The organism is Pseudomonas sp. Kh14, assembly GCF_900291005.1.
Classification (GTDB): Bacteria; Pseudomonadota; Gammaproteobacteria; order Pseudomonadales; family Pseudomonadaceae; genus Aquipseudomonas; species Aquipseudomonas alloputida.
On record NZ_OLKJ01000029.1, the window covers coordinates 117059 to 140303 of the forward strand.

A 23245-nucleotide genomic window follows, 5' to 3' on the forward strand; every position below is an offset into this window, starting at 1 on the left:
GGAGATTTTCCATGTACGCACGTCGTGAAGTCCTACGCGCAGGTGCAACATTGGGATTGCTGGCCGCCGCCAGCCCTTGGCTGCACGCTGCCGTGCCGGCGGGTTTGCTGGCCCGTAAAGTCCCGTCCACCGGTGAAGCGTTGCCGGTGATCGGTGCCGGTACTTCGGGCAGTTTCGAAGTAGAAAGCGGTTCGCCCCAATACCTTCAGCTCAAAACGGTGCTGAAGGCATTTTTCGAAGGCGGCGGCCGGGTGATCGACACCTCGCCCAACTACGGGGGCGCCGACAGCATTCTCGGCCAGTTGCTGGAAGAGGGCGGCTGGCACCGCCAGTGCTTCCTTGCCACCAAGATCGCCGCCAATAGCCGGGCTGAAGCCCAAGCGCAGTGGGCCGGCAGCCTCAAGAGCCTACGTACCGACAAGGTCGACTTGCTGCAGATTCACAACCTGCGTGACTGGCAGACCCAGCTGCCTTATGCCCGCGAGCTGAAGCAGCAGGGCGGGACACGTTATGTCGGCATCACCCATTACCTGAACAGTGGCCACGACGACGTCGCCCGTATCGTGCGCCACGAGCCGCTGGACTTCATCCAGATCAACTACTCGGTCAACGCCCCTGACGCCGCCCGGGAACTGCTGCCGCTGTGCCAGGACAAGGGCGTTGCGGTGTTGATCAATCGGGCCTTCGACGATGGCCGGCTGTTCGCCCGGATCAAGGGCCAGGCCTTGCCGGGCTGGGCAGCCGAAGCAGGCATCGGCAGCTGGGCACAGCTGTTTCTCAAGTTCGCCATCAGCCACCCGGCAGTGACGACGGTCATACCCGCTACCAGTCGGCCTGACCGCCAGCTCGATCAGCTCAAGGCCGGGCATGAGCCAATGCTCACCCCGGCGCAGCAACAGGCGCTGATCACGCAGTTTGCCTGACATCATGCAAACCTGGCGGCGGCGCCTGGGCCAAGGGCTGAACATCCAGCCTGGTGAGGGGCCGGCGGTCATCGCCGGCTTGCTGCTGTTCTACCTGCTGTTCACCGGTTACTTCATGCTACGCCCGGTGCGCGAAACCATGGGCGTTGCCGGTGGCGTGGAAAACCTGCAGTGGCTGTTCACCGGCACCTTCATTGCCACGTTGGCGTGCCTGCCGCTGTTTGGCTGGCTGGCATCCAGGGTGCAGCGCAGGCATATCCTGCCTTGGACTTATGGTTTTTTCGCCAGCAACCTGTTGCTGTTCGCGGCACTGTTGGCCGGTAACCCTGACGATCTCTGGACCGCCCGGGCCTTCTACATCTGGCTGTCGGTGTTCAATTTGCTGACGATCTCGCTGGCCTGGAGCGTGCTCGCTGATCTGTTTTCCACCGCCCAAGGCAAGCGGCTGTTCGGTCTGCTGGCAGCCGGGGCCAGCCTGGGCGGGCTCAGTGGCCCTGTGCTTGGCACGTTGCTGGTGGCGCCGCTCGGCCATGCCGGGTTGCTGGTGCTGGCGGCGGTATTTCTGCTGGGCAGTATCGGCGCGACACTGTTCCTGCAACGCTGGCGAGCAGGCCAACCCGTTGCGATACAAACCGAACATCAGGACTCGCGGCGATTGGGTGGCAACCCCTTTACCGGCGCCACCGCAGTCCTGCGCTCGCCCTATCTGCTGGGCATCGCTTTGTTTGTGGTATTGCTGGCCAGCGTCAGCACATTCCTGTACTTCGAGCAGGCGCGTATTGTCAGCGAAACCTTCACGGACCGCACCCGACAGACACAGGTGTTCGGCCTGATCGACACGGTTGTGCAGGCCCTGGCCATCCTCACCCAGGTCTTTCTTACCGGGCGCCTGGCCCGTCGGCTGGGTGTCGGTGTGTTGCTGGTTGCAGTGCCGCTGGTAATGGCTGCCGGCTTCTTGTGGCTGGCACTGGCCCCGGTGTTTGCCCTGTTCGTGGTGGTGATGGTGGTGCGCCGGGCAGGTGAATACGCACTGGTACGGCCAGGGCGGGAGATGCTGTTCACCGTGCTGCCCGCCGAGGACAAGTACAAAGCCAAGAACTTCATCGACACGGTGGTATACCGTGGCGGCGATGCGCTGAGCGGCTGGGTCAAGCGTGGGTTGGACGTCATGGGCGAGCACCCGCAGTTGGCGATGCTGATCGGCGCGCTGCTTGCCGTGGGCTGGGCCGCGACGGGTGGCTGGCTGGGCCGGCGCCAGGCGCGCATGGATAGCCCGCCGCACCACTGACAAGCGCACCAAATACGGCGATGCCATTTATTTAACGCCACCGGTCCGAACCTCTCGTAATAAAGCGAATCTGCCGATATCGCCGAACTCCGAATCTGTGTACGGCATCTTGCCGTGCATTCCGAAGTCATATGAGGTTTGAACACCATGGCCACTAAAGACAACAGCCGCACCGGCAATCAACAAGGCAGCCAAGGCGGTAACAAGAACCCGGGCAATTTCGCCAATGACCGTGAAAAAGCTTCCGAAGCCGGTCGCAAGGGCGGCCAGTCCTCGGGCGGCAACATGCCCCACGACCGTGAGTCGGGCCACAAGGGCGGCCGTTCGTAACTGACCAAGGCGCAGTGCCGGGGCGACCTGGCACTGCAATTTTCCAAGGGGGTACTCCATGCGACTGACTCCACTGATCATCCTGATGGCCGCGCTGAGCTTGGTCGGCGGCTGTTTCGACCGCGACAATGACCACCCCGGCAAAGATTCCGACCCCAGCAAGCCTTCGCTGCAGATGCAGCAACCTGATTCCAAGCCTGCACCGCAGCCTGCGCCCGACCCCGAGCCGATGCCTGGCCAAAAGCCGAGCCAGTAAGAAGACAAGGAGCACGGCATGACGGTGATGAACCGCAATACTGCAAGAGCTGCGCAAATGGTCACCGAATCGACCAGCCTGCGACAACGCTACCAAGCAATGCTCGCAGGCCAGGATGCTGGCAGCGGCTCATGGCTGGAGGAACAACTGGCGGGTGCCGCGAGCATGCCGGACGACTTGCCCGACACACCGTCCGAGTTGCCGGCCTGGAGCAAGAAGCATACCGCCGAGGTCGCCACGGCCTACACCGATTACCGGGCACAACGCCGTCAAGGCATGCCCCGACGTTACTTTTCCAACCGCGCCCACGCATTGTGGTTCCTGCAACAGGTTGCGCCGACCAAGGCCGTGGATGGCGCCTGGCTACAGGGCACCCTGCATCACTGGCGCGATCCACGTTATCACGGGCTGATTCGCACCTATCTGGAAGAGCTCGGCAACGGTGATCCACGCTGCAACCATGTGCTGATCTATCAGCGCCTGCTTGGTCGCCTGGGTTGCGTAGAGGCCATGCCCCTGGATGACACGCGATATCTGCAAGGGGCCCTGCAACTTGCCCTGGGGCAGCACTGCGACACTTACCTGCCAGAGGTGGTTGGCTACAACCTCGGTTATGAGCAGCCACCGCTGCATCTGCTGATCACCACGTACGAGCTGGCCGAACTGGGCATCGACGGGCAATATTTTCAGCTGCACGTGACCATCGACAATGCCGCCAGCGGACACGCCCGCCTGGCAATTCAGGCGCTGAACCAGCTAAGCCCCGCGCATGATCCGCAGGCGTTCTACGCCAAAGCGCGCATAGGTTACCGCCTGAATAACCGGGGTGTCGCCACGCCAGACCTCATCCGCCAGTTCGACCTGCAAGGCGAACTGTTTGCAGCCCTTGAGCGCAAGCGTGTCTTTGGCCAGATGATGCATGCCGACCATTGCCGCCTGCAGCAGCGCACGGTCAATCAATGGCTGGCCGAACCCGGCGCCATGCCCGCATTCGTTGCCGCATTGCAGGCTCAGGGTTGGATCCGCAGAGGGCAGCCGCCAGCAAACAGCCGCTGGTGGACGCTGATCGACGGGCCGACTGCGGCGATGTTCGGGGTGTTCAACGCCTATGAAAAACAGCTATGGCATGACTGGATCGCCGACGATTGGCAGCCGTCCATCCGCCGCGTGTCCCCTGGCAGTTGGGGGCTGCCCGAGGAGCCTGAAGATATACCCAATGACGCCTTGAATGTGGCCCCCAAGGCCTTGATCCAGAGGATGGCCGGCAACCGCCACGCCACGCCGGACGGCTTGTGTGCCACGCGCGCCTACATGCGCGTAACCGGGCTGCGCCAGGAGGAACCGCGTTGATGATGCTCACTCACAGGCAAATCGAGGCAGACCAGGCGTTGCTACAACTGGGACAGCGCCTGCGCGCCGATGGATACCGCTTTATCTGCGTGACACCCGCCACCCACGCGCGCGTCAATGCCCGCGAGGGCTGCGGGCAGGCCAGCACCCTGCGCGATATATTCGGCTGGAGCCGACCTTTCGAGCCAGGTTTGCTGTCGGCAGATCAGTTACTGTTGCTCGAACGTGCGCAGGCGTTGGGTGCACAGGGTGAACGGCTGATCAGCACGGTACGCTGGTCCAGCCTGGATGAATTACTGTTGCTGCATTCGGCGTATCCAACCGACGCCAGCGATGCCGTGTTCTTCGGCCCGGACAGTTACCGCTTTGCCCAGGTCATTCGCGATCACCTCCAGCACTGCCCCGAGCGGGTCGAGCATGCAGTGGATATCGGTTGTGGTAGCGGGGTGGGCGCCTTGCTGATTGCCCGCGCCGCCCAGCACGCGCAGGTCAGCGCCGTTGACATCAACCCCCTGGCGCTGCGCTATACGGCAATCAATGCAGCCTTGGCGGGTGTGAGTAACCTGTCGGTCGAGCCCAGCGACTTGCTGGACGGTATCAGCGGTACGTTCGACCTGATCGTTGCCAACCCGCCCTACATGCTTGACCCCAACGCCCGCATCTACCGTCACGGTGGCGGCGTGCTAGGCGCCGACCTGTCACTGCGTATCGTGGAGCAGGCTCGCGAACGGCTGAGCCGCCACGGTACATTGCTGCTGTACACCGGCGTGGCCATTGTCGAAGGCCGCGACGCCCTGCTCGAAGCCATCCGCCTGCGCCTGGCCGGTCCGGATTGGGCTTGGGTGTATCGGGAAATCGACCCCGACGTATTTGGCGAGCAACTGGCTGAGCCAGGCTACGAACAGGTCGAGCGCATCGCCGCCGTGGCGCTCACCGTTACCCGCAGCCGCTGAGGCAGCATGATCCGGCCCTGTACGTTCGGCATCGAGGAAGAGTACCTGCTGGTGAACCTGGGCTCGGGTCAGGTTCCGGCCACACCGTCACCCGCGGTGATGGGGCGCTGCCGTGAAGCACTTGGCAGCTATTTCGCCCAGGAAATGTTCCGCAGCCAGATCGAGCTGGCGTCGCCGGTGTTCACCAACCTGTATGAAGCACGTGAGTTTTTCCAGCGCAGCCGCCAGCGGCTGCGTGTGGCCTTGGCCGAAGAGGGGATGGGGCCATACGCTGCGGCAAGCCACCCCTGCGCCGCGTGGCTGCTGCAGAAGCCTGCGGCACAAGGGCACTATAAGCAGCTGTTCGATGACTACCGCCATGTGGCAAGGCGTAGCCTGCTCAATGGCCTGCATGTGCACGTTGGCGTGCCGCCAGCTTGTGACCGCATGCAACTGATCAACCGCCTTTTGCCCTGGTTACCGTTGTTGCTGGTGTTGAGCACTTCGTCGCCCCTGTGGGCTGGCCAGCCTACCGGGTACATGAGCTATCGCCGTGTGATCTGTGGTGAGTGGCCGCACATGGGCTTGCCCGAAGCGTTGCCAGACTGGGCCGCCTATCAACGCTACCGTACCCTGTTGCAGCGAACCGGTGCACTGGCTGCCGATGGCGACCTTTGGTGGGCACTCCGGCCTTCGCGGCGCTATCCGACAGTGGAGTTGCGCATCTGCGATGGCTGCCCGAACCTGGAGGACGTTCTGTGCATTGCAGCACTGTTTCGCCACCTGGTTGAACACAGCATTGCCTACCGCCATGACCCGCTACCCTGCAGCCGCGAATTGCGCTGGATCGCCCAGGAGAACTACTGGCGTGCCATGCGCCATGGGCGCCACGCACAATTCATAGGTTGTCACGAGCAGCAGCCGGTCACGGCGCAAAGCTGGCTCGCCCAACTGCAGGCCCAGATACCCATAGACAGCGCGGACGCCGAGCGCGCCTGCCAGCACGCCCTGCACGTGCTGCGCCATGGTACCCATGCCGACCAGCAATTGCGCTGCCTGGCACAGGCCAGGGCAGACGGGCTTGGCAAAGGGCAGGCGCTACGCGCCGTGGTGGCTGCCGGGACTTGCATTTAGCCCGGGTTGACCGACAATGGCCGCGCCCTTTGCAGCCACTCGGAAACACCTGCTCCATGATGCTGATCAAGCAATTCCCCGACATTTCCCTGAATGACACGCTGTTCGTCTTTGCGCTTGAGGCCGAGGCTGGCGATGTCTTTACCGAGGTGAACACCGTGTTCACCGGCATTGGCAAGGTCAATGCCGCGATCGCCCTGACCAAGGCGATCGCAACGCGCAGGCCCAAGCTTATCGTCAACCTGGGCTCGGCTGGCAGCCAGCGTCATGGCAAGGGCGAAGTCGTGTGCTGTAACCGCTTCGTACAACGCGACATGGATGTGACCGCGCTGGGCTTTGCCCGCTATGAAACGCCCTTGTCCGATACCCCGGTGGTACTCGAACACGGGGCGGCAATACCCGGCCTGGCTGTGGAAACCTGTGGCAGCGGTGACAGCTTCGAGATCAACCATGGCGACGCACCTTACGACGTGGTCGACATGGAAGCCTACGTGCTGGCATTGATCGCGCGGGGCGAAGGTATCCCGTTCGTGTGCCTGAAATACATTTCCGATGATGCCGGCAGCGAAGCCGCAGGGGATTGGGCGGTACAAGTGCACCTGGCGGCCGAAGCGTTCAAGCGGGTGCTGTTCAGCCAGGCGTGACGGTTGCCGCAGGGCAGGGCAGCTAAACCTTTGTCGCCCGGCGCAGTCACTTCTGGTATCAGCAGGCAACCCTGGGAGCACCCTCATGGCTCGGGCAATCTGGAAAGGCGCCATCAGTTTTGGCCTTGTGCACATCCCCGTGGCACTCAATACCGCCGTGCGCACCGAGCGCGTGGACTTCGACTGGCTGGACAAGCGCAGCATGGAGCCGGTCGGCTACAAGCGGGTGAACAAAGTGACCGGCAAGGAAATAGACAAGGACAATATCGTCAAGGGCGTAGAGTTCGAGAAGGGCCGCTATGTGGTGATCAGTGAAGAGGAGATCCGCAAGGCCCGGCCCGAAGCGACCCAGACGATCGATATCTTTTCCTTTGTGGAAGCGGGCGATATTCCGCTGCAGCATTTCGATACGCCGTACTACCTGACCCCGGACCGCCGTGGCGGCAAGGTGTACGCCTTGCTGCGCGAGACGCTGGAAAAGACCGGCAAGGTGGCACTGGCCACCGTGGTATTGCATACCCGGCAGCACTTGGCGCTGCTGCGGCCTCTGGACCATGCGCTGGTGATGATCACCTTGCGCTGGCCTGAAGAGGTGCGCGGGCTGGAAACGCTGGAGCTGGATGCCAGCGTGACCGACAGCAAGGTGGAGAAGCGTGAGCTGGAGATGGCCAAGCGCCTGGTAGAGGACATGAGCGGGCCCTGGAAGCCTGAGGATTATCATGACGCCTTCCGCCAGACGATCATGGACCTGGTGGAGGAGAAGGCCAGCAAGGGCAAGATCGAGGCGGTGGAGAAGGGCGACGCAGGGGGGGGCGAGAAAGGTGCGGACATCCTCGACCTGACCGAACTGCTCAAGCGCAGCCTGGGTGGCAAGAAACCGGTGAAGAAAACGCGAAAGGCTTCATGAACACGGCCAATGCCATTAAGTTCAAGACTGCGCCTGCAACCCAGCCAGGTAGTCACCAAACCCTTGTCGGGCGCGGCTGTCACGTCGACTGCTGGTGGCCACACTATGCCTGGCGGTCCAGACGATCTGGGCGCCGCTGGCCTGCAGGTCACTGACCAGTTGCACATCTTCATGCGCCGCCAGGGGCTGGAAGCCACCCACACGCTCATAAGCATCGGCACATACCCCCAGATTCGCGCCGTGCACATGCCGATGCCCTTCACACGCCTGGTAGCGGCTCTGGTACAGCTTGCGCAGCGCAGCGGTCTGCCAGGGTTGCCAGTACTCGACATGCACGGTGCCGCAAACCACCTCGGCGCTACAGGCCAACTGCGACAGCAGCCAGTGCGCAGGGACCCGGCTGTCCGCATCGGTGCACGCCAACCACGTGGCGCCCCGCTCGACCATGTGCGCCGCACCCACGCGACGTGCCATGCCGACATTACCGGCATCCACCTCCAGTATGTGTACGCCGAAACGCCGTGCCACGGCGGCGCTGCCGTCACTGCAGCGGTCCAGTACCACCAGCACTTCCACGTGCATTCCGGCATGCTGCGCCTGCTGGGCAGCGATCAGCACTGCCCGCAGGCATCGCCCAAGGCGGCGGGCTTCGTTATGTGCAGGGATGACAACGGCAATCATGGGCACGTCTCGTCGAGATCGACAACGCTTGGCTGGCATGACCAGTACTCCAGCAAAAAGTCCGCCTCCTCATGGCGGAACTGCTGATGCAACGGCAAATGCCGGGTCAACATGCGGTGCACGTCGCGACCGTCCTGCGGGCAACCCGCGATAGGGTGCTTCCAGTGGCATGCCAGTAACGCGCCGTCGTAGGTAAGGCTGGCCACCGATTGTTCGATCACCTGCAGCCAGTCGGTGGGATCAAGGTAGTAACCCACCTCGCTGAGCACGATCAGGTCAAAGCGGCCGCCCGGCCAGTCCCCCGGTAACCGGGCCCGTTCGACCGAGGCATTGTGCACGTGAGCCAGGCGTTCACGGGCCAGGCCTACGGCCGTCGGGTCCAGGTCCTGGCATAGCAGTTCGGCGCAACGCTCGGCCAGCAGCGCGCTGAGCTCGCCATTTGCGCAAGCTGGCTCGAACACGCGCTGATAGCACTGGCGTGGCAGGCTGGCCATCACCAGCTCGCGTTTGCGCCTCTCGTACCAGCGGGTGCGAAAGGCCCAAGGGTCTTCATTGGTGGCGTATAGCTCGGCAAAATACTGTGGATCGAGGCTCATGACAGCTCCATTCAAAGAAACACCAGTTCGAAAGGTTGCAGAAGGCAATCCAGCAGGTGCGGCGGTAGCACCGGCGGCTGCTCGCCGTCCGGCTGCAGCTGGCTGACGTGGGCGGCCAAGGCCTTGCGCTTGCGTGCCAGACGGCTTTCATCGAGCTGCACGCGGTGCGCACGGGGCCATGGCAGGCGCGGGTCGTCAGGCTCAGCCCAGTGCCAGGCCCAGACCGGTACCTCAGCCAAGTGCACCCCACGGCTTGCCGCTGCCTGCGCAGCGGCGCGGCCGACGGCCTCGTGATCGCAATGGCCATCACTGCGCCAGGTGGTCATCAGCAGGTCATCGGGTCGCAGTAGCTGGATGAGGTGACGGGTCAGAAACGCTTCTTCGCGCGGCAACTGGCCGTCCTTCAGATGGAGCCTGCGCCAGTCCAGGCGTTCAAGGTCCAGGTCGAGCTGTTGCAGGGCCTGTCGGCTTTCCTGGGGACGCTGGCGGCGCAAGCGATGTTCGGTCCAGTGACTGGAGCCGGGGTGGCTGCCTTCGCCGTCGGTGGCGGAGATCAGCACCAGCTCATCCTCACGCCCCTTGAAGCCTGCCAGCAGGCCGCCGGCCATGAGAATTTCGTCATCCGGGTGCGGCGCAATCAATACCAGCCGGCGCCCCGGCGGGCACAGTTGGCGTGAGTCGAGCCAGGTCGCACGCGCCAGGTGCGCGCTTTGCTGCCAGGCTGCCCAAGGCGTGCCACCCGCGGCCTGGATCAGGTTCTGGCTCATAGTTGCCACACCCCGGCTGGCAACTGGGCCAACTGTTGGCCCAGCATCGCCAGATCGCGCTCGGCGTGGCTCTGACGCAGGAACACCGGCAGGTCGGCGCTCAGCCGGGCAAAATGACTGCTGCGACAGAACGGCGTGGCCCCCAAGGCACGCCCGACGTGGCTGATGACCTGCTCTACGGCCTGTTCTACCTGGGCGCGGGTGCGGCGAACTTCGAAACTGGCATCCACACCGGGCTGCTGATCGATCCAGGCAGCGCATTCACGCAATGATGCACGGGCGCCATGCAACGCAGCATCCACAGCGCCCAGATGCGCATCGGCATGCGGGTCTGGGCGGGGTTTGCGGCAATGTTCACGCAGGTAATCCGCCAGCGCCTCGGCCGCGCCGTACCAGCAGGCGGCGATACCCGCACCGCCTTGCCAGAAGCCAGGGCGCGAGAGGTATTGGCCCGGCGCGCCGATGAGCGTGCCTGGGGTATCGTTGAACGCCACCTCGACACTGGCGGTAGTGGCCATGCCAACGGCCTGCCAGTGCTCGATGTTCAGGCCCTGGCTCGGCTGTGACAACTCGATTGCCACCAATTGCGGCTGCTCGGCCTCATCCCAGGCAGTAATCAGTGCGCGATCGATCTGCAAGGCACCGGAACACCAGGCCTTGGTGCCACTCAGGCGCACCTGGTCGCCTTCACGCGCAGTGATGTGGACCCGCGCATCGGGCGGCTCTGCCGCCCATACGCCCCAGATGCCGTCGTTGGCGTGGTGCGCTGCGCCGCATTCCGCCAGGATCGCCAAGGCATCGGTATGGCCCTCATAGAGCTTGGCCAGTGCCAGGTCACAGCCGGCCACCCGTGCCAAGGTCTGCCAGCGACGCAAGGTGTTGCCTTGCCCCGGCAACGGTAGCAGGTCGAGGTGATCAGCTTGCAGCGCCTGGATCAGTTGCGGCAATTGGGTATCGAGGTTGAGCGGTAGCTGGCGTTCGCCAAAGGCGCGTAAAAGGCGGTCAAGGGTGGTCAGGTTGAAGTCCTGAACGATGCTCATGGGCGTGGCTCCCGGGTCGTGTCCAATCGCAGGGGCATCATCTTTCGAGCCCTAGCTGCTTGCGCATGCGCGCGGTGATCGACTGGCGTACCTTGCCCATGTCGGCCCAAGGGTCGTCGACCTCCGCCAGACGCTCGTGCAGGTTGGTGATGTTCCATTGGTTGGCGGCCTTGATTTGCGCCAGTTCCTCACGCCAGATAGGTACCGATACTGGCAGCCCGTCACGGGCTCGCAGTGAATAGGCGCACGCCGTGGTAGCGCCCTTGCCATTGCGCAGGTAGTCGATGAAGATGCGTCCCACGCGATTTTTCGGCCCCGACACCGCGCTCAGGCGCTCCGGAAACAGCTTGGCCAGGTAACTGACGATGGCGTGGCTGAAGTCCTTGACTTCGTCCCAGCCGGCGCGCCGGGTCAAGGGCACAACCACGTGAATACCCTTGCCACCACTGGTTTTCAGGAACACCTTCAGGCCCAGTTCGTCCAGCAGGGTGAGGGCCAGTTGGGTCGCCTCCACCATCGCCTTCCAAGGCAGCGCAGGGTCAGGGTCCAGGTCGAGGACAAAACGGTCCGGTTTGTCGAAATCCTTGTCCGTGGCGTTCCAGGTGTGCAGCTCCAGCGTATTCATCTGCACCGCGCCCAGCAGCGTGTCCGGGCGATTGATGACCATCGCCGCCTGGCCTGCCTCGGCCTTTTCATAACTGAGTACGTTGGGTATGTGCAGCTGGCCCGCGTTTTTCTGGAAGAACAGCTCGCCACCCAGGCCGTCCGGGGCGCGCACCAATGCCACCGGGCGGTGCTTGAGCTGGGGCAGGATCCACTGGCTGATGCCAGCGTAATACTCGGCGACTTCGCGCTTGGTCACACCCGTGGTGGGATCGATGACCCGGTCAGGGTGGGTCAGCCGCAGTTCACCCAGATTCTCAGACGCATTGGCCTGCTTGTGGCGGTTGGATACAGTTTTTGCGGGCATGGCGCGCTCCAGGTCAATGGCGGTTGCCGCCTTGTCATCGCGCAGGCCGTGGAACACCGAATGCCGCACGATGCCGTCACGGGTCATCTGGGCAAAGGCGACTTCAGCCAACAACTGCGGCCGCAGCCAGTGCACACCACGCGCTTCGGCTCCGGCAGGCGGCGAGGGCAGGGCAGGGCTGGCGATTTCCAAGGGCTTGAGCCGCGCGTGGATGCTGGCCAGTGTCGTGGTGTTGAAGCCGGTACCAACCTTGCCGGCATAGCGCAGCTCGCCACTCTCATTGTCGTGCAGGGCCAGCAGCAGGGCACCGAAGCCGCTGCGGCTGCCCTTGGGGTCGGTGTAGCCGACGATCACGAATTCCTGGCGTTGCTTGCACTTGAGCTTGATCCAGTCTGGGCTACGGCGGCCGCTGTAAACACTGTCAGCACGCTTGCCAATCAGGCCTTCCAGCTTCAGCCGGCAGGCACTGTCGAGTAGCGATTCGACAGGTTCGTCGAAGTCGGCGGAATACTTGATGACGTCGCAATGGTTGTGCTCAAGCAGTTGGCGCAACGTATCGCGGCGTTGCTGCAGCGGTAGCTGTCGCAGGTCCTGACCGCCCAGAAATGGCAGGTCGAACAGGTAATAGGTGATGCGTTCGTCGTGCTCGGTATCGAAGGCATTCTGCAACGCCTGGAAGTCAGCCATGCCATTCTCATCAGCCACCACCATTTCGCCATCGAGCCAGGCCGTGTCGATACCGAGCGCGCGCAGGGCGGCAACCTGCCGGGGCATCTTGCTGCTCCAGTCATGGCCGTTGCGGGTGAACAGGCGGATGTCCTGGCCCTCGATGCGGGCCAGAATGCGGTAGCCATCGAACTTGACTTCGTAGCGCCAGTCGCCGCTCGGTGGAGAATCCACCAACGTTGCCAGCTGTGGCTGTAGCTGTGCTGGCAAGGGTGCAGCCTGAACTTTATCGGCGCGTTTACGGCTGCTGCGCGGGGCAGTGGCTTTTTTTGCAGCGGATTTGCGTGGCACCAGCGTGCGCTCGCTGAGCACGCTGTCTGGCAGGGCCTCGACAATGCTGTACTCGGTTTCGCTGCGCGCCTGGGCGTCGTGCGACTTGACCAACATCCATTGTTCTTTCTTGCCAGCCAGGTGTGTGCGAAACAGGTTCCACACGCCGGCTAGCTTCTCGCCTTGCAGGCGGAAACGCAGCTTGCCTTTGGCGTAGGCTTCATGGGCATCGCCTTCAGGCTCCCAGATACCGCGGTCCCAGACGATCACATCGCCTGCACCATAGTGGCCTTCAGGGATATGCCCCTCGAAATCGGCGTAGTCCAACGGATGGTCCTCCACATGCACTGCCAGGCGGCGCACCTTGGGGTCCAGCGATGGGCCTTTGGGGATCGCCCAGCTTTTCAGGGTGCCGTCGAGCTCGAGGCGGAAGTCGTAGTGCAGGTGACTGGCGTCGTGTTTCTGGATGCAGAACTGCAGCGCATGAGCCCGCTTGCCACGTTTGCGTTTGCCGCTGGGCTCGGGTGTAGCGTTGAAGTCGCGCTTGCGCGCATATTCCTGCAAGGGCTTGGCCATGGCGGGCTCCGGGCAGATCACAGTCTCTAAGGTGGGAGGTGCCGGCCGAGGCGGTAGTTCAAAAAACTCTGAATCTTCCGTGAGCTGGCGTAGTCGACCGAATGAAGCCACCTGATGGAGAACGCACATGACCCGACCCGACGCACCTAAGCCATACACCCCCACCGAAATCGATGACACTGAAGACCGCATGGGCAGCGTGCATGAACTGGATTTCGATGAACGCCTGGACGAACGCGAAGGGCGTGTGGGCGACGAGCGACCCGCCGCCGAGGTCGCCCGTGAGTTCCCTCCCCAGCGCGTGGCACAAAGTGGCATGACCGGCGGCGAAACGCTGAGTGACAGCCTGCATGAAGACAATGTCACCTATGACGATTTGAGCCCGGACACCCTGCTGGACGAAACCGGCGCCCGCGACCCCCACGAGCCGGGCGGCAGTGGCGGCCCGGCAGACCAGCGTTTGCGCCAGGTGGATGCCGATGAGATCGGTGGCGGCATTGGCCTGGACGAGGCCGAACTGGCCCGATCCGCGCCGCTGGATGGGGTGCCCTGGACCGATGAAGTGATTGACGACGAGGAGAGCAAGCCATGAACGATCAACGCTGCGCGTGTACGCACTGTTCCTGCACTGTGGATGCCAATGCCTTGCAGCGCGATGGCAAGGCCTATTGCTGCGAGGCCTGCGCCAGCGGCCACCGCAAGGGTGAGCCATGCCGGATGCAGGACTGCCATTGTGGTGAAAAGCCGGGCGAGAGCGCGGTGGACAATGCGCTGGATGAAACCTTTCCAGCGAGTGATCCGATCTCGCCCTGAAGCAGATAGGCGGGCTGCCCTTGCAGGCGATCGCCCCGCCCTTTGACCTTATTCTGGGAGCGGGCTTGCGCTGGCTCCCAGCCTTTTGCCCTAGTGGGTCTGCCAGACCCCGTTATTTCGCTCACAGTCGCTACGGGCCTGGCCGAGGCTCGGGGTGTCGTAATAGTAAGTGATCACCCGCGCATCCTTGGGCAACGCTGGCTTCTTGCCACCGATTGCCTTGGGATTGGCCAATGCCTCTGTGGTCAGGGGAGCGATGCAGCTGCCGACACTCCCATCGGCACACCGCGCTACCTTGCTCTTTTCGCTATTGAGCATGTCCTTGCTTTCGTTGCTGCATGACCAGTTGATCACTTCGGCGGGCATGTTGCTGTAGCTGTAACAGGTGTGCCGCTCTACCGGCGTCACGGCGTCGCTGGAGGAGCGAGTCAGCACATTGCAAGCTTCGGCCCAGGCCTGGCCGCTGGCCAGGCTGGCAACCATCATCATCAAGGCAGGAACACGCATTTTCCACCTCCAGGGCACAAGGCCCTCGTCAGGTCTGAGCAGGCTTGTCGCGCCGGCGCATGGCTTTGGCGCGCTTTTCCAGGATCAGGTAGGTCACCACTGCCAACAGCAGCGGAATCAGGTAGTACAACGTGCGGTAGCCGAGCAGGGCAGCCACCAGCGTGCCCTGGGCCATCTGCCCGTGCAGCAGGGCCAGAAACACCGCTTCCAGCACGCCCAGCCCCGCAGGGATATGCGCCACCACACCGGCCACGCAACTGATCAGCAGGATGCCGAGAATCGATGGGTAGAACGCTTCGCCCGGCAGCAGCCAGAAGATCAGCAGCGCCATCAGTGCCCAGTTGCTGGCACCCAGCGCCACCTGGCACAGCGCCAGACGCAGCGAGGGCAGCGTCACTTCGTGGTCGCGCCAGCACCAGGTGCGCTTCTTGGCGAAACCACAGGCCAGCAGGTAGCCGCCCGCAATCGCCAGCAACAGCAGGCCGATCAGGCGCAGGCCTGTAGTGCCCACCGCCCAGTTACCGGGCATCTCCACCAGGCCCAGGGCGAATACGGTGCCGGCCAGCAGCATATAGCCCATCCAGTTGGTCAACAGCCCCAAGGTGAGGATCCGTGTAATGGTCGCGGTATCCAGGCCCAGCCGGCCATAAAGGCGGTAGCGCAAGGCAACCCCGCCTACCCAGGTAGTGAAATTGAGGTTGAAGGCGTAGCACACGAACGCGACGGGCAATACCTGCCGGGCAGGTAGCGTGTGGCCGGTGTAAGCCCGGGCCAACAGGTCGTAACTGGCAAACGCGAGGTAGCTGCTCAACGCGATCGCCAAGCCGATGGCAAGGGTGCCAGGTTTGTAGGCCAGCAAAGACTGGCGCACTTCGTTCCAGTCCAGGTTACGCGCCAGCAGGTACAACAGCACAGGGATCAGGATCAGAAACGCGAGTGTGAGCAGACGTTTGCCCCACGTTTGCCAGCTTTTGCGCGCCATCAGGAGTTGCCCTCGTGCAAGTTGCCATGAGGTTCGGCTTCCGGCTGCACCGAGCGCAAACGCTGCCGGTGCGCTGGGAACCAGCCCGCAATGCGCGGGAAGTGGCGGATCACGTGGAAGCACACGAAGATCAACGGTGCTCGCCACCAGTAGCCGCGAATCATGCGCTCCAAGGTGACCGGTTTGCATTGCTCGCTGGCCAGTGCCTGCAGATGCTGGTGCAGTTGCTGGTTGAAGGCCCGATCACGAATGAACAGGTTGGCCTCCAGGTTGAACGACAGGCTCAGGGGGTCGAGGTTGCTGGAGCCGACGGTGGCCCATTGGTCGTCCACCAGAGCCACCTTGCCGTGCAACGGCCGCTGGCAGTACTCATGGATCTTCACCCCGTCGCGCAGCAGGTAGTTGTACAGCAGGCGCGACAATGCGCGTACCCAGCGCATGTCGGGTTGGCCCTGCAAGATCAACTGAACCTCCACGCCACGCCGGGCCGCATTGCGCAGCTCGCGCATCAATCGGTAGCCTGGGAAGAAGTAGGCGTTGGCGACGACAATGCGTTGCCTGGCTTTACGAAAAGCCTGAAGGTAGTGCGCCTCTATATCAGTGCTGCGCATGCCGTTGTCGCGCTCGATCAATACAGCACTGCTGCTTCCGGCGGGCTCGGTAACCGGGCGTACCGCACTGGGTGGCTGCAGAACGGGAGACATCAGGCGCTTACTGGCTGCATGTACCTGCGCCACTACCGGCCCAGTGACCTCCACGGCATAGTCCTGCTTGGCCATGGCACCAAAGTCGCCTAAATGGTCGGCGCTGTAGTTGATACCGCCGATGAAGGCCCGTTCACCATCAACCACCACGATCTTGCGGTGCAAGCGGCGAAACAGGTTGGTGCGCATGCCCAACAAGCGCGGTTGCGGATCGAACGCATGAAAGCTTACACCCGCGTCGGTCATCGCTGAAATGAACTCAGCCGGCAGCTCGGCTGTGCCGTAGCCATCCGCGGCCACTTCCACGCGTACACCGCGCCGGGCCGCCTCGATCAACACCTGCTGCAATTGCTTGCCCACTTTGTCGTCGAAGATGATAAAGGTTTCCAGCAATATTTCTTCCCGCGCCTGGGCCATGGCCTCGAATACGCGGGGGTAGTACTGCTCGCCATTGATCAGCAACTGCACGCCGTTGCCGTCTACCCAAGGTCGGTTCACAGATTGATCTCCGCAGCCAGTGGTACGTGGTCGGACAGATGCGACCACGGGTATTTGGACAGCACCTGGGCAGCGCCCGGCACCGCGTTTCGCAAGTAGATGCGGTCCAGGCGCAACAACGGCAGGCGCGCGGGAAAACTGCGCGCCGGAGTGCCGAAGACTTCTGTCAGGTGTTCGCTGAGCACCGCGTCCGCCTTCAGCCGCCAGTCGTTGAAATCGCCGGCGATGATGACCGGCGCGTTGGGTGGCAGGCTGGCCAGCAGGTCCAGCATCAGCTTCACCTGGCGCTGCCGGTGTGCTTCGCGCAGGCCCAGGTGTACGCATACCGCATGCACCTGGTCATGGCCCGGCACCTCCAGCTGGCAATGCAGCAGGCCACGCTGTTCATTGCCCTGCACCGACACATCCAGGTTGTTGAAGCGGCTGATGGGGAATTTCGACAACAGCGCGTTACCGTGGTCGCCATGGGGATACACCGCATTGCGGCCATAGGCGAACTGCGGCCACATGCTGTCGGCCAGAAACTCGTACTGCGGTGTCTCGGGCCAGGCAGGGTGGCGCAAGGCGTGCTGCTGGTGACTGCCGTGCACCTCTTGCAAAAACACCAGGTCGGCGCCGGTGGCGCGAACAGCCTCGCGCAACTCGGGCAAGATGAAGCGACGGTTGAAGAAGGTGAAGCCTTTGTGCACGTTCAGCGTCAACACATTGAGCCGGCGTACAGCGGTCACCTTGTCGATGATGCAGCGTGGGGCGGGCAGGGTCCTGTTCACAAGGCCACCTCCGGCACCACGCCTGGCTCGGTCATCAGCTCATGGTCCAACGACAGCTTTTGCAGCAAGCGCCTGGCGTCGTATGGCGCGTGTACCTTCTGGTCGTTGTCGAAATAGCAGTAGACATCCCGTGCGGCACGCCGAGGCGGCGGCCCCGGCACGACCAGGCGGGCATCGTCCGCCTGGTTACCTTCGCTCCATAGCTGGATACGCTGCTTCCAACGCCGCAGCGCGCGTGCGGTATATCCACTGCTGTACAGCTCCACATCCCCATGCAGGCGCATGTAGACGAAGTCGGCGGTCACATCTTCGACACAAGGCCATTTGCCCGCGCTGTCGGCGACTACCAGCGCCACGCGATGCTTGCGTAAGAGCTTGATGAAGGCTTCGCAGAGAAAACTCTCGTGGCGGATTTCCACAGCGTGACGCAAGCGTGCATTACCCTTGATGGCGAGGCTGCCATTGCCCTTGAGGCGTTCGGCGCAGCCTTGGGCGCGTCCACGGGCGGCTTTGCGGCTGTGTGGCAGCAACTCGAAAAACCGGGCAAAACGGTCTTCATCGAACTTCATGTTGGGTGGGAACTGCCACAGGAACGGTCCGAGCTTTTCGCCCAACAGCAGCGGCCCGGAGGCGAAAAAATTGGCCATTGGCTCTTCGATTTCCTTCAGCCGCCGGACATGGGTGATATAGCGCGGCCCCTTGACCGCGAACACGAAGCCGTCCGGCGTTTCTTCACGCCAGCCCAGATAGCGCTCGGGCGTTTGCAGGCTGTAGAACGAGCCATTGATCTCGATGCTGTTCACCGCCCGTGAAGCGAATGCCAGTTCATCGTCCTGCTTCAGGCCTTTGGGGTAGAAGTCCTTGCGCCAGGGGCCATAGCGCCACCCGGAGATACCGATGCGAATATCGCTCACGCTGCCGTCCTCACTGCCGGTTCCTTGTTCGGTCGCTCTGAAGGTGCGACCGGCAAAGGCCGGCGAGGGTTCACAACGCTTGACCAACGGAAATGCTGACGCCGAGTTGAACTTTGCGGCAGCTGGCGTCTCCACCGCATACCCGTTTCATGGAAGGGTGCCAGGATGACATTGAAGCGTTTCTCCCGTTGCCAGATGGCCGGGTTGGGCGACGATGTGCAAAGCACAAGCAATGACCTGCCATCCGCGGAGGCAAGCATGGCCAGACATATCATCCACTTCACCGGACCGATCAATTCGTCTACCTGCGGCAACCTGATCACGACCTGCTCACGGGCATTGCAGCAGGGTGCCGAGCTTCTGCAACTGAACATCGCCACCATGGGCGGCGAGTGCAGCTATGGGTTTACCCTGTACAATTTTCTGCGTGCGTTACCCGTGGAGGTGCATACCCACAACCTGGGTACGGTGGAATCCATGGGCAATATCCTCTTCCTTGCCGGAGAGCGACGCACGGCTTGCAGTTTCAGCAAGTTTCTTTTCCACCCGTTTCATTGGACCTTGCATGGTTCGGTGGACCATTCGCGTATGTCCGAGTATGCGATGAGCCTGGATTACGACCTGCGCCTGTATGCGCAGATCGTGGCCGAGCGCACGAAAGACGCGGCCGAGGTCCTGGATGTACCGCGCTATCTAATGGCCTATCCAAGGATACTGGCGCCGCGGGAGGCGCTGGAAAACGGAATGATCCATGCAATCGACGAGATGCCGATCGCGTCAGACGCAACGCAGTGGAGTGTGCACGCCTAGCTTACCGAACGGACGCCGCCGTGCCCGCGTCACAAGCCAGCAAGGAGCGGATCAGGGCCTTGATCTCGTCCTTCATCACAGCCACCTGATCCAGGTGGGCAAAGCGGCAGTCGACAATTTCGTGCCGGGCCTTGGGCTGCGGTGCTTCGGCAAACTCCGCTGCAAACACGTAATGCACACGCTCTGGCGTTTCGTGGCGCATCAACAACACCAGCGATTCAGCCTGTAGCCCAGTCTCTTCCAACAACTCCCGCTGCGCGGCCTGCATCGGCGTCTCGCTGGGCTCGATCTTGCCGCCTGGAAGGGTCCACGGCGCCTTGGGCTTTCTCACCCACAACCACTTGTGGCGCTGCTTGCCATGCCGGCAAATGATGGTGGCGCGATGCTTGACTGGTTTCATTCCGGCTCCTGGGCGATTCCTTTATTGCATGAAGTTTCGGCCCTGGCTGGCAATAAACGTTGCGTTGAAGCTGACGAACGGTCACATCCGTCACGCAAACAGCCTGGCTGCATGTTTTTAGTGCCACCGGTCAGCTGATTGTAAAACCATTGAGCACAGCGACAGATCGGGGGCTCGGAAGCTAGGCATGGCATCGATTCATGCGATCAGCCAATCCATCGCAAGGAGAAACGACATGGCGCAGGACCAAGAGCGAACCCGCCAGCGCGGCGGCACCAAGGAAACCAACCCAGGTAACTTTGCCAATGACCGCGAGAGGGCATCGCGCGCTGGCCACAAGGGTGGCCAGGCATCTGGCGGCAACTTTGCCAACGACCGCCAACGGGCATCGGAAGCCGGACGCAAGGGGGGGCGCAACAGCCACGGCGCAGACCGCAGCCAGTGAGTGGGGGCTTGCGCTGAACGACAGCTCCCCATAGGTGCCCAGCAGCGATTTCGGGGTAGCCGCCCCGGAATCGCGCCATGACATTTTGTTAGACAAAATTTTGAATCTTCTGGCCACCGCCCGATCAATCAAAATGTCATCCATGGAGAAGAGGAGGCCCCCTGCGATGCCTAGCCCACAGCTGTACATAATCGATTACAAACTGCATGACCAGCCGCGCAGTTTCATCATTCGCCTGGAACGCCTGGACAATGCCGAGGCCTGGCATTGGGCAAGTTGTGATGCGGGCATCGGCATCATTCCCAAGTTCGGTCGCGAGAAAATCAGGAAGGTCAGTCGGCCGATGGCCGAGCGTTACGGCATTACCGCCGTGAGCTGGCGGATTTCGGGGAGCAAGCCCAACCAGTCGGTGGGCGATCCGGCGGCGATGGTTTAATAGCTCGCCTGCAACCGGTAAAAGAAACTGCAGGAACGGACGGGCCCGCTCCTGCAGGATACGCTGATACTCACCGTGTCAGGCGCCAGACTCAGGGTCGCTGGCCGGGACGCCGGGCCGGTTTTCCTCATCATCAGCCACATTGGGGTCGGTATCCGGGTCGTCTGCCCGATCATTGCGTCGATCCGGCTCCAGCTCCGGCCAGTCATCTTCAACATTGCCGCCACCCATTCGCAGTAGGGAATCCATTGTGCAGTCCTCGTTGATGGTCCTCATGAATTGAGAGCTACAGGTGCACGCCCGAGGTTCACTGAGCATTGGCAGTCGCTGACCAACGGTTTAGATGCCTGCATTCTTCACTTCAGCCACGTACGTGTATTGATCCCAGGTGCCTGAACCGCTACCGGCCTCTTCGCGGGTGAACCCGCTCCTACAAGGGCGCTGTGCCGGTCAGAGGCGGCTTGCCCGAGAAGAGGCCGTAGCTTCAACACATCATGCTGGTTTTTTCAGCACCAAGGTCAGGATGTCATAGCTGGCCACTAGCTCACCCAGCTGATTGGTCACCTCCACATCCCACGCCACCACCCCCTGCGGCTGCCCCAGCGGGCTGGTCTTGCCCTGGTCGATCTTGCGCTTGCAGGTCAGCCGCGCCTGGATGGTATCGCCAATGCCCACCGGGTTGATGAAGCGCAGGGTGTCCAGCCCATAGTTGGCCAGCACCGGTCCGGCACCGGGCGACACGAACAGCCCGGCCGCTGCCGACAGTACGAAGTAACCGTGGGCAATGCGTTTACCGAACTGCGACGCCTTGGCGGCGATTTCGTCGAAGTGCATGTAGAAATGGTCGCCTGACAGGCAGCCGAAATTGACCAGGTCAGCTTCTGTCACGGTGCGGCGATGGGTGAGCAGCGACTCGCCGACACGCAGCTGCTCGAAGTAGCGACGGAACGGGTGCACTTCGGTTTCGATCACTTCGCCGCCGCGCACGTACTCGCCGGTGACCGCCGTGAGCATGCTCGGCGAGCCTTGTACTGCAGCGCGCTGCAGGTAGTGCTTGACCGCACGCAGGCCACCCAGCTCTTCACCACCACCGGCGCGGCCCGGGCCACCGTGCTTGAGCTGCGGCAGCGGCGAGCCGTGCCCAGTGGACTCCTTGGCAGCCTGGCTATCGAGCACCAGCAGTCGGCCATGCCAGGCAGCAGCCACCGGGATAGCCTTGGTGGCCACGCTGCGGTCGGCGGTGACCAGGGTCGCCACCAGGCTGCCTTTGCCACGGGCAGCCAGTGCCAAGGCTTCGTCGAGGTCGTCATAGGCCATCAGCGTACTGACCGGGCCGAACGCTTCGATATCGTGGGCACCGCCCTCGGCATGTGGGTCGCGGGCCTGCAACAAGGTTGGCGCAAAGAACGCGCCTTCAGCCACGCCTTCGCCACGCGGGGCAAAGCCATCGCTGGCGCCGAATAGCTGATCACAAGTCTGCAGCAGGCTGCGCACCCGCTCGCCGACATCGCGCTGCTGGTCATGGGAGGCCAGGGCACCCATGCGCACACCTTCCAGCGACGGGTCGCCAACCACGACCTTGCTCAAGCGCTCGCGCAGGCGGGTGGCGACGGCATCCAGGTGCTTGGCCGGGACGATCGCACGGCGGATGGCGGTGCACTTCTGCCCGGCTTTAGTGGTCATTTCACGCACCACTTCCTTGATGTACAGGTCAAACTCTTCGCTGTCCGGACTCACGTCCGGGCCGAGGATGGCGCAGTTGAGCGAGTCGGCCTCGGCGGTGAACGGCACCGAGTTGCGAATCAGGTTGGGCGTCACACGCAGTTTCGCGGCAGTGTCGGCGGAGCCGGTGAAGGTCACCACGTCCTGCCCCTGCAGGCGGTCAAGCAGGTCGCCGGTGCTGCCGATAACAAGCTGAAGGCTGCCTTCGGGCAGCAGGCCGGAGGCATTCATCAGGCGTACCACGGCCTCGGTCAAATAGCTGGTCGAGGTCGCCGGTTTGACGATGCAGGGCATACCGGCCAGGAACGTTGGGGCAAACTTTTCCAGCATGCCCCAGATAGGGAAGTTGAACGCGTTGATATGCACCGCAACGCCTGCCCGTGGCACCAGGATGTGGCTACCGGCGAAATGGCCTTGCTTGCCCAACGGTATGGCTGGGCCTTCGTGCACCAGGTTACCCGACGGCAGCTCGCGGCTGCCGATGCCGGCATAGGAGAACAGCGTGGCGTTGCCGCCTTCGATGTCGATCCAGCTGTCAGCCCGGGTGGCGCCGCTGTGGTGCGACAGGGCGTAGAGCTGCTCTTTGTGCTCGGCCAGGTACAGGGCCAGGGCTTTGAGGCGTTGGGCACGCTGTTGGAAATCCATGCCCATCAGCGAGGCAAGACCGCGTGCACGCGCGTAGTCCACAGCTTCGGCGAAGTCCGGGCGCTCTTCATGGCTGTAGGCCAGTACGTGGCCGTCAAGGGCGCTGCGCAAGGCCTGGGCGCCGTGCTGGCCAAGCCAACGGCCGACGATGAAACTTTGCAGAGTAGGGGCGGCAGACATGCTGTTCTCCATGCTGTTCAAAAAGTGGG

The 23245-nt window shown here is 62.7% G+C and carries 27 protein-coding genes; 14 read left to right on the forward strand and 13 right to left on the reverse strand.

Annotation, left to right across the window (positions count from 1 at the left end; all coding sequences use genetic code 11):
- The first annotated feature begins 11 nt into the window (after positions 1-11).
- The 9 genes from FQ668_RS15290 (at position 12) to FQ668_RS15330 (ending at position 7764) form a co-directional block, all read left to right on the forward strand.
- Positions 12-923 (forward strand): aldo/keto reductase, encoded by a 912-nt coding sequence (locus FQ668_RS15290; protein WP_023389572.1) that lies wholly within the window; start codon positions 12-14, stop codon positions 921-923.
- Positions 924-927: 4 nt separating this feature from the next.
- Positions 928-2211 carry an NTP/NDP exchange transporter gene (locus FQ668_RS15295; RefSeq protein ID WP_019438601.1) on the forward strand — a complete coding sequence of 428 codons (1284 nt, stop codon included), beginning with the start codon at positions 928-930 and terminating at the stop codon, positions 2209-2211.
- A gap of 147 nt (positions 2212-2358) precedes the next feature.
- Positions 2359-2541, forward strand: a complete 183-nt coding sequence (locus tag FQ668_RS15300) for a general stress protein (RefSeq protein WP_004374456.1) — start codon at positions 2359-2361, stop codon at positions 2539-2541.
- Between the two features lie 58 nt (positions 2542-2599).
- Complete coding sequence (locus FQ668_RS15305; RefSeq protein ID WP_014756700.1) at positions 2600-2797, forward strand: hypothetical protein; 198 nt, start codon at positions 2600-2602, stop codon at positions 2795-2797.
- Positions 2798-2815: 18 nt separating this feature from the next.
- On the forward strand, positions 2816-4147 hold the full coding sequence (locus tag FQ668_RS15310; RefSeq protein ID WP_144180400.1) for an iron-containing redox enzyme family protein: 1332 nt from the start codon (positions 2816-2818) through the stop codon (positions 4145-4147).
- A complete protein-coding gene (locus FQ668_RS15315) occupies positions 4147-5100 on the forward strand; it encodes a class I SAM-dependent methyltransferase (protein ID WP_019438599.1) in 954 nt (317 codons plus the stop codon). Before FQ668_RS15310 ends, FQ668_RS15315 begins: the two co-directional genes overlap by 1 nt.
- Before the next feature lie 6 nt (positions 5101-5106).
- Complete coding sequence (locus FQ668_RS15320; RefSeq protein WP_019438598.1) at positions 5107-6213, forward strand: carboxylate-amine ligase; 1107 nt, start codon at positions 5107-5109, stop codon at positions 6211-6213.
- Positions 6214-6269: 56 nt separating this feature from the next.
- Positions 6270-6857: a nucleosidase gene (locus tag FQ668_RS15325; protein ID WP_012052320.1), complete on the forward strand. Its 588-nt coding sequence runs from the start codon at positions 6270-6272 to the stop codon at positions 6855-6857.
- Between the two features lie 85 nt (positions 6858-6942).
- Positions 6943-7764, forward strand: a complete 822-nt coding sequence (locus tag FQ668_RS15330; protein WP_019438597.1) for a Ku protein — start codon at positions 6943-6945, stop codon at positions 7762-7764.
- Between the two features lie 21 nt (positions 7765-7785).
- Here the strand turns inward: FQ668_RS15330 and FQ668_RS15335 are convergent, their stop codons facing one another.
- The 5 genes from FQ668_RS15335 to ligD are packed head-to-tail and all read right to left on the reverse strand — an operon-like array spanning position 7786 to position 13390.
- A complete protein-coding gene (locus tag FQ668_RS15335; RefSeq protein WP_019438596.1) occupies positions 7786-8445 on the reverse strand; it encodes a glycosyltransferase family 2 protein in 660 nt (219 codons plus the stop codon).
- The gene (locus FQ668_RS15340; RefSeq protein ID WP_014590962.1) at positions 8442-9041 is read right to left on the reverse strand and encodes a bifunctional 2-polyprenyl-6-hydroxyphenol methylase/3-demethylubiquinol 3-O-methyltransferase UbiG; all 600 of its coding nucleotides are present in this window, start codon (positions 9039-9041) and stop codon (positions 8442-8444) included. The genes FQ668_RS15335 and FQ668_RS15340 overlap by 4 nt, the downstream gene beginning before the upstream one ends.
- Positions 9042-9052: 11 nt before the next feature.
- Positions 9053-9808: a PIG-L deacetylase family protein gene (locus FQ668_RS15345; protein WP_019438595.1), complete on the reverse strand. Its 756-nt coding sequence runs from the start codon at positions 9806-9808 to the stop codon at positions 9053-9055.
- Positions 9805-10848 (reverse strand): acyl-CoA dehydrogenase family protein, encoded by a 1044-nt coding sequence (locus FQ668_RS15350; RefSeq protein WP_014590960.1) that lies wholly within the window; start codon positions 10846-10848, stop codon positions 9805-9807. The genes FQ668_RS15345 and FQ668_RS15350 overlap by 4 nt, the downstream gene beginning before the upstream one ends.
- Positions 10849-10885: 37 nt before the next feature.
- Positions 10886-13390: a DNA ligase D gene (ligD, locus tag FQ668_RS15355; RefSeq protein WP_019438594.1), complete on the reverse strand. Its 2505-nt coding sequence runs from the start codon at positions 13388-13390 to the stop codon at positions 10886-10888.
- Between the two features lie 127 nt (positions 13391-13517).
- On the opposite strand from ligD, the gene FQ668_RS15360 reads away from it, so the two are divergent.
- Complete coding sequence (locus FQ668_RS15360; protein WP_019438593.1) at positions 13518-13982, forward strand: hypothetical protein; 465 nt, start codon at positions 13518-13520, stop codon at positions 13980-13982.
- Positions 13979-14203: a metallothionein gene (locus FQ668_RS15365; protein WP_004576227.1), complete on the forward strand. Its 225-nt coding sequence runs from the start codon at positions 13979-13981 to the stop codon at positions 14201-14203. The genes FQ668_RS15360 and FQ668_RS15365 overlap by 4 nt, the downstream gene beginning before the upstream one ends.
- Positions 14204-14293: 90 nt before the next feature.
- Here the strand turns inward: FQ668_RS15365 and FQ668_RS15370 are convergent, their stop codons facing one another.
- Genes FQ668_RS15370 through FQ668_RS15390 form a run of 5 tightly spaced genes read right to left on the reverse strand, consistent with a single transcriptional unit; the run spans position 14294 to position 18713 of the window.
- A complete protein-coding gene (locus tag FQ668_RS15370; RefSeq protein WP_014590957.1) occupies positions 14294-14710 on the reverse strand; it encodes a hypothetical protein in 417 nt (138 codons plus the stop codon).
- A gap of 28 nt (positions 14711-14738) precedes the next feature.
- Entirely contained in the window at positions 14739-15692 is a 954-nt protein-coding gene (locus FQ668_RS15375) for a lysylphosphatidylglycerol synthase domain-containing protein (RefSeq protein WP_012052312.1), read from the reverse strand.
- Positions 15692-16894: a cardiolipin synthase ClsB gene (clsB, locus tag FQ668_RS15380; protein WP_053867985.1), complete on the reverse strand. Its 1203-nt coding sequence runs from the start codon at positions 16892-16894 to the stop codon at positions 15692-15694. The genes FQ668_RS15375 and clsB overlap by 1 nt, the downstream gene beginning before the upstream one ends.
- Positions 16891-17664: an endonuclease/exonuclease/phosphatase family protein gene (locus FQ668_RS15385; RefSeq protein WP_014590955.1), complete on the reverse strand. Its 774-nt coding sequence runs from the start codon at positions 17662-17664 to the stop codon at positions 16891-16893. Before FQ668_RS15385 ends, clsB begins: the two co-directional genes overlap by 4 nt.
- Positions 17661-18713, reverse strand: a complete 1053-nt coding sequence (locus tag FQ668_RS15390) for a DUF72 domain-containing protein (protein WP_014590954.1) — start codon at positions 18711-18713, stop codon at positions 17661-17663. Before FQ668_RS15390 ends, FQ668_RS15385 begins: the two co-directional genes overlap by 4 nt.
- A gap of 123 nt (positions 18714-18836) precedes the next feature.
- On the opposite strand from FQ668_RS15390, the gene FQ668_RS15395 reads away from it, so the two are divergent.
- Entirely contained in the window at positions 18837-19388 is a 552-nt protein-coding gene (locus tag FQ668_RS15395) for an ATP-dependent Clp protease proteolytic subunit (RefSeq protein ID WP_026031947.1), read from the forward strand.
- Between the two features lies 1 nt (position 19389).
- Here FQ668_RS15395 and FQ668_RS15400 read toward each other — a convergent pair whose 3' ends face one another.
- Complete coding sequence (locus FQ668_RS15400; protein WP_014590952.1) at positions 19390-19788, reverse strand: NUDIX hydrolase; 399 nt, start codon at positions 19786-19788, stop codon at positions 19390-19392.
- A gap of 235 nt (positions 19789-20023) precedes the next feature.
- Here FQ668_RS15400 and FQ668_RS15405 point away from each other — a divergent pair, with 235 nt between their 5' ends.
- A complete protein-coding gene (locus FQ668_RS15405) occupies positions 20024-20233 on the forward strand; it encodes a general stress protein (protein ID WP_014590951.1) in 210 nt (69 codons plus the stop codon).
- 166 nt (positions 20234-20399) lie between these two features.
- The gene (locus FQ668_RS15410) at positions 20400-20669 is read left to right on the forward strand and encodes a DUF6555 family protein (RefSeq protein ID WP_004374494.1); all 270 of its coding nucleotides are present in this window, start codon (positions 20400-20402) and stop codon (positions 20667-20669) included.
- A gap of 78 nt (positions 20670-20747) precedes the next feature.
- On the opposite strand, the gene FQ668_RS28565 is transcribed toward FQ668_RS15410, so the two are convergent.
- A complete protein-coding gene (locus FQ668_RS28565; protein WP_155295797.1) occupies positions 20748-20918 on the reverse strand; it encodes a hypothetical protein in 171 nt (56 codons plus the stop codon).
- A gap of 243 nt (positions 20919-21161) precedes the next feature.
- Positions 21162-23216, reverse strand: coding sequence for a phenylacetic acid degradation bifunctional protein PaaZ (gene paaZ, locus FQ668_RS15415; protein WP_019438589.1), 2055 nt, complete (start codon positions 23214-23216; stop codon positions 21162-21164).
- Positions 23217-23245 lie beyond the last annotated feature (29 nt).

Excerpts from the sequence above, each read along its gene's own strand:
- FQ668_RS15330 (WP_019438597.1), top strand. The coding sequence starts at position 6,943 with ATGGCTCGGGCAATCTGGAAAGGCGCCATCAGTTTTGGCCTTGTGCAC.
- FQ668_RS15410 (WP_004374494.1), top strand. The coding sequence starts at position 20,400 with ATGCCTAGCCCACAGCTGTACATAATCGATTACAAACTGCATGACCAG.
- FQ668_RS15320 (WP_019438598.1), top strand. The coding sequence starts at position 5,107 with ATGATCCGGCCCTGTACGTTCGGCATCGAGGAAGAGTACCTGCTGGTG.
- FQ668_RS15405 (WP_014590951.1), top strand. The coding sequence starts at position 20,024 with ATGGCGCAGGACCAAGAGCGAACCCGCCAGCGCGGCGGCACCAAGGAA.
- FQ668_RS15310 (WP_144180400.1), top strand. The coding sequence starts at position 2,816 with ATGACGGTGATGAACCGCAATACTGCAAGAGCTGCGCAAATGGTCACC.
- FQ668_RS15365 (WP_004576227.1), top strand. The coding sequence starts at position 13,979 with ATGAACGATCAACGCTGCGCGTGTACGCACTGTTCCTGCACTGTGGAT.
- FQ668_RS15375 (WP_012052312.1), bottom strand. The coding sequence starts at position 15,692 with ATGGCGCGCAAAAGCTGGCAAACGTGGGGCAAACGTCTGCTCACACTC.
- FQ668_RS15340 (WP_014590962.1), bottom strand. The coding sequence starts at position 9,041 with ATGAGCCTCGATCCACAGTATTTTGCCGAGCTATACGCCACCAATGAA.
- FQ668_RS15395 (WP_026031947.1), top strand. The coding sequence starts at position 18,837 with ATGGCCAGACATATCATCCACTTCACCGGACCGATCAATTCGTCTACC.
- FQ668_RS28565 (WP_155295797.1), bottom strand. The coding sequence starts at position 20,918 with ATGGATTCCCTACTGCGAATGGGTGGCGGCAATGTTGAAGATGACTGG.
- FQ668_RS15345 (WP_019438595.1), bottom strand. The coding sequence starts at position 9,808 with ATGAGCCAGAACCTGATCCAGGCCGCGGGTGGCACGCCTTGGGCAGCC.
- FQ668_RS15315 (WP_019438599.1), top strand. The coding sequence starts at position 4,147 with ATGATGCTCACTCACAGGCAAATCGAGGCAGACCAGGCGTTGCTACAA.
- ligD (WP_019438594.1), bottom strand. The coding sequence starts at position 13,390 with ATGGCCAAGCCCTTGCAGGAATATGCGCGCAAGCGCGACTTCAACGCT.
- FQ668_RS15400 (WP_014590952.1), bottom strand. The coding sequence starts at position 19,788 with ATGAAACCAGTCAAGCATCGCGCCACCATCATTTGCCGGCATGGCAAG.
- FQ668_RS15305 (WP_014756700.1), top strand. The coding sequence starts at position 2,600 with ATGCGACTGACTCCACTGATCATCCTGATGGCCGCGCTGAGCTTGGTC.
- FQ668_RS15360 (WP_019438593.1), top strand. The coding sequence starts at position 13,518 with ATGACCCGACCCGACGCACCTAAGCCATACACCCCCACCGAAATCGAT.
- FQ668_RS15370 (WP_014590957.1), bottom strand. The coding sequence starts at position 14,710 with ATGCGTGTTCCTGCCTTGATGATGATGGTTGCCAGCCTGGCCAGCGGC.
- FQ668_RS15325 (WP_012052320.1), top strand. The coding sequence starts at position 6,270 with ATGATGCTGATCAAGCAATTCCCCGACATTTCCCTGAATGACACGCTG.
- paaZ (WP_019438589.1), bottom strand. The coding sequence starts at position 23,216 with ATGTCTGCCGCCCCTACTCTGCAAAGTTTCATCGTCGGCCGTTGGCTT.
- FQ668_RS15300 (WP_004374456.1), top strand. The coding sequence starts at position 2,359 with ATGGCCACTAAAGACAACAGCCGCACCGGCAATCAACAAGGCAGCCAA.
- FQ668_RS15335 (WP_019438596.1), bottom strand. The coding sequence starts at position 8,445 with ATGATTGCCGTTGTCATCCCTGCACATAACGAAGCCCGCCGCCTTGGG.
- FQ668_RS15290 (WP_023389572.1), top strand. The coding sequence starts at position 12 with ATGTACGCACGTCGTGAAGTCCTACGCGCAGGTGCAACATTGGGATTG.
- FQ668_RS15350 (WP_014590960.1), bottom strand. The coding sequence starts at position 10,848 with ATGAGCATCGTTCAGGACTTCAACCTGACCACCCTTGACCGCCTTTTA.
- FQ668_RS15295 (WP_019438601.1), top strand. The coding sequence starts at position 928 with ATGCAAACCTGGCGGCGGCGCCTGGGCCAAGGGCTGAACATCCAGCCT.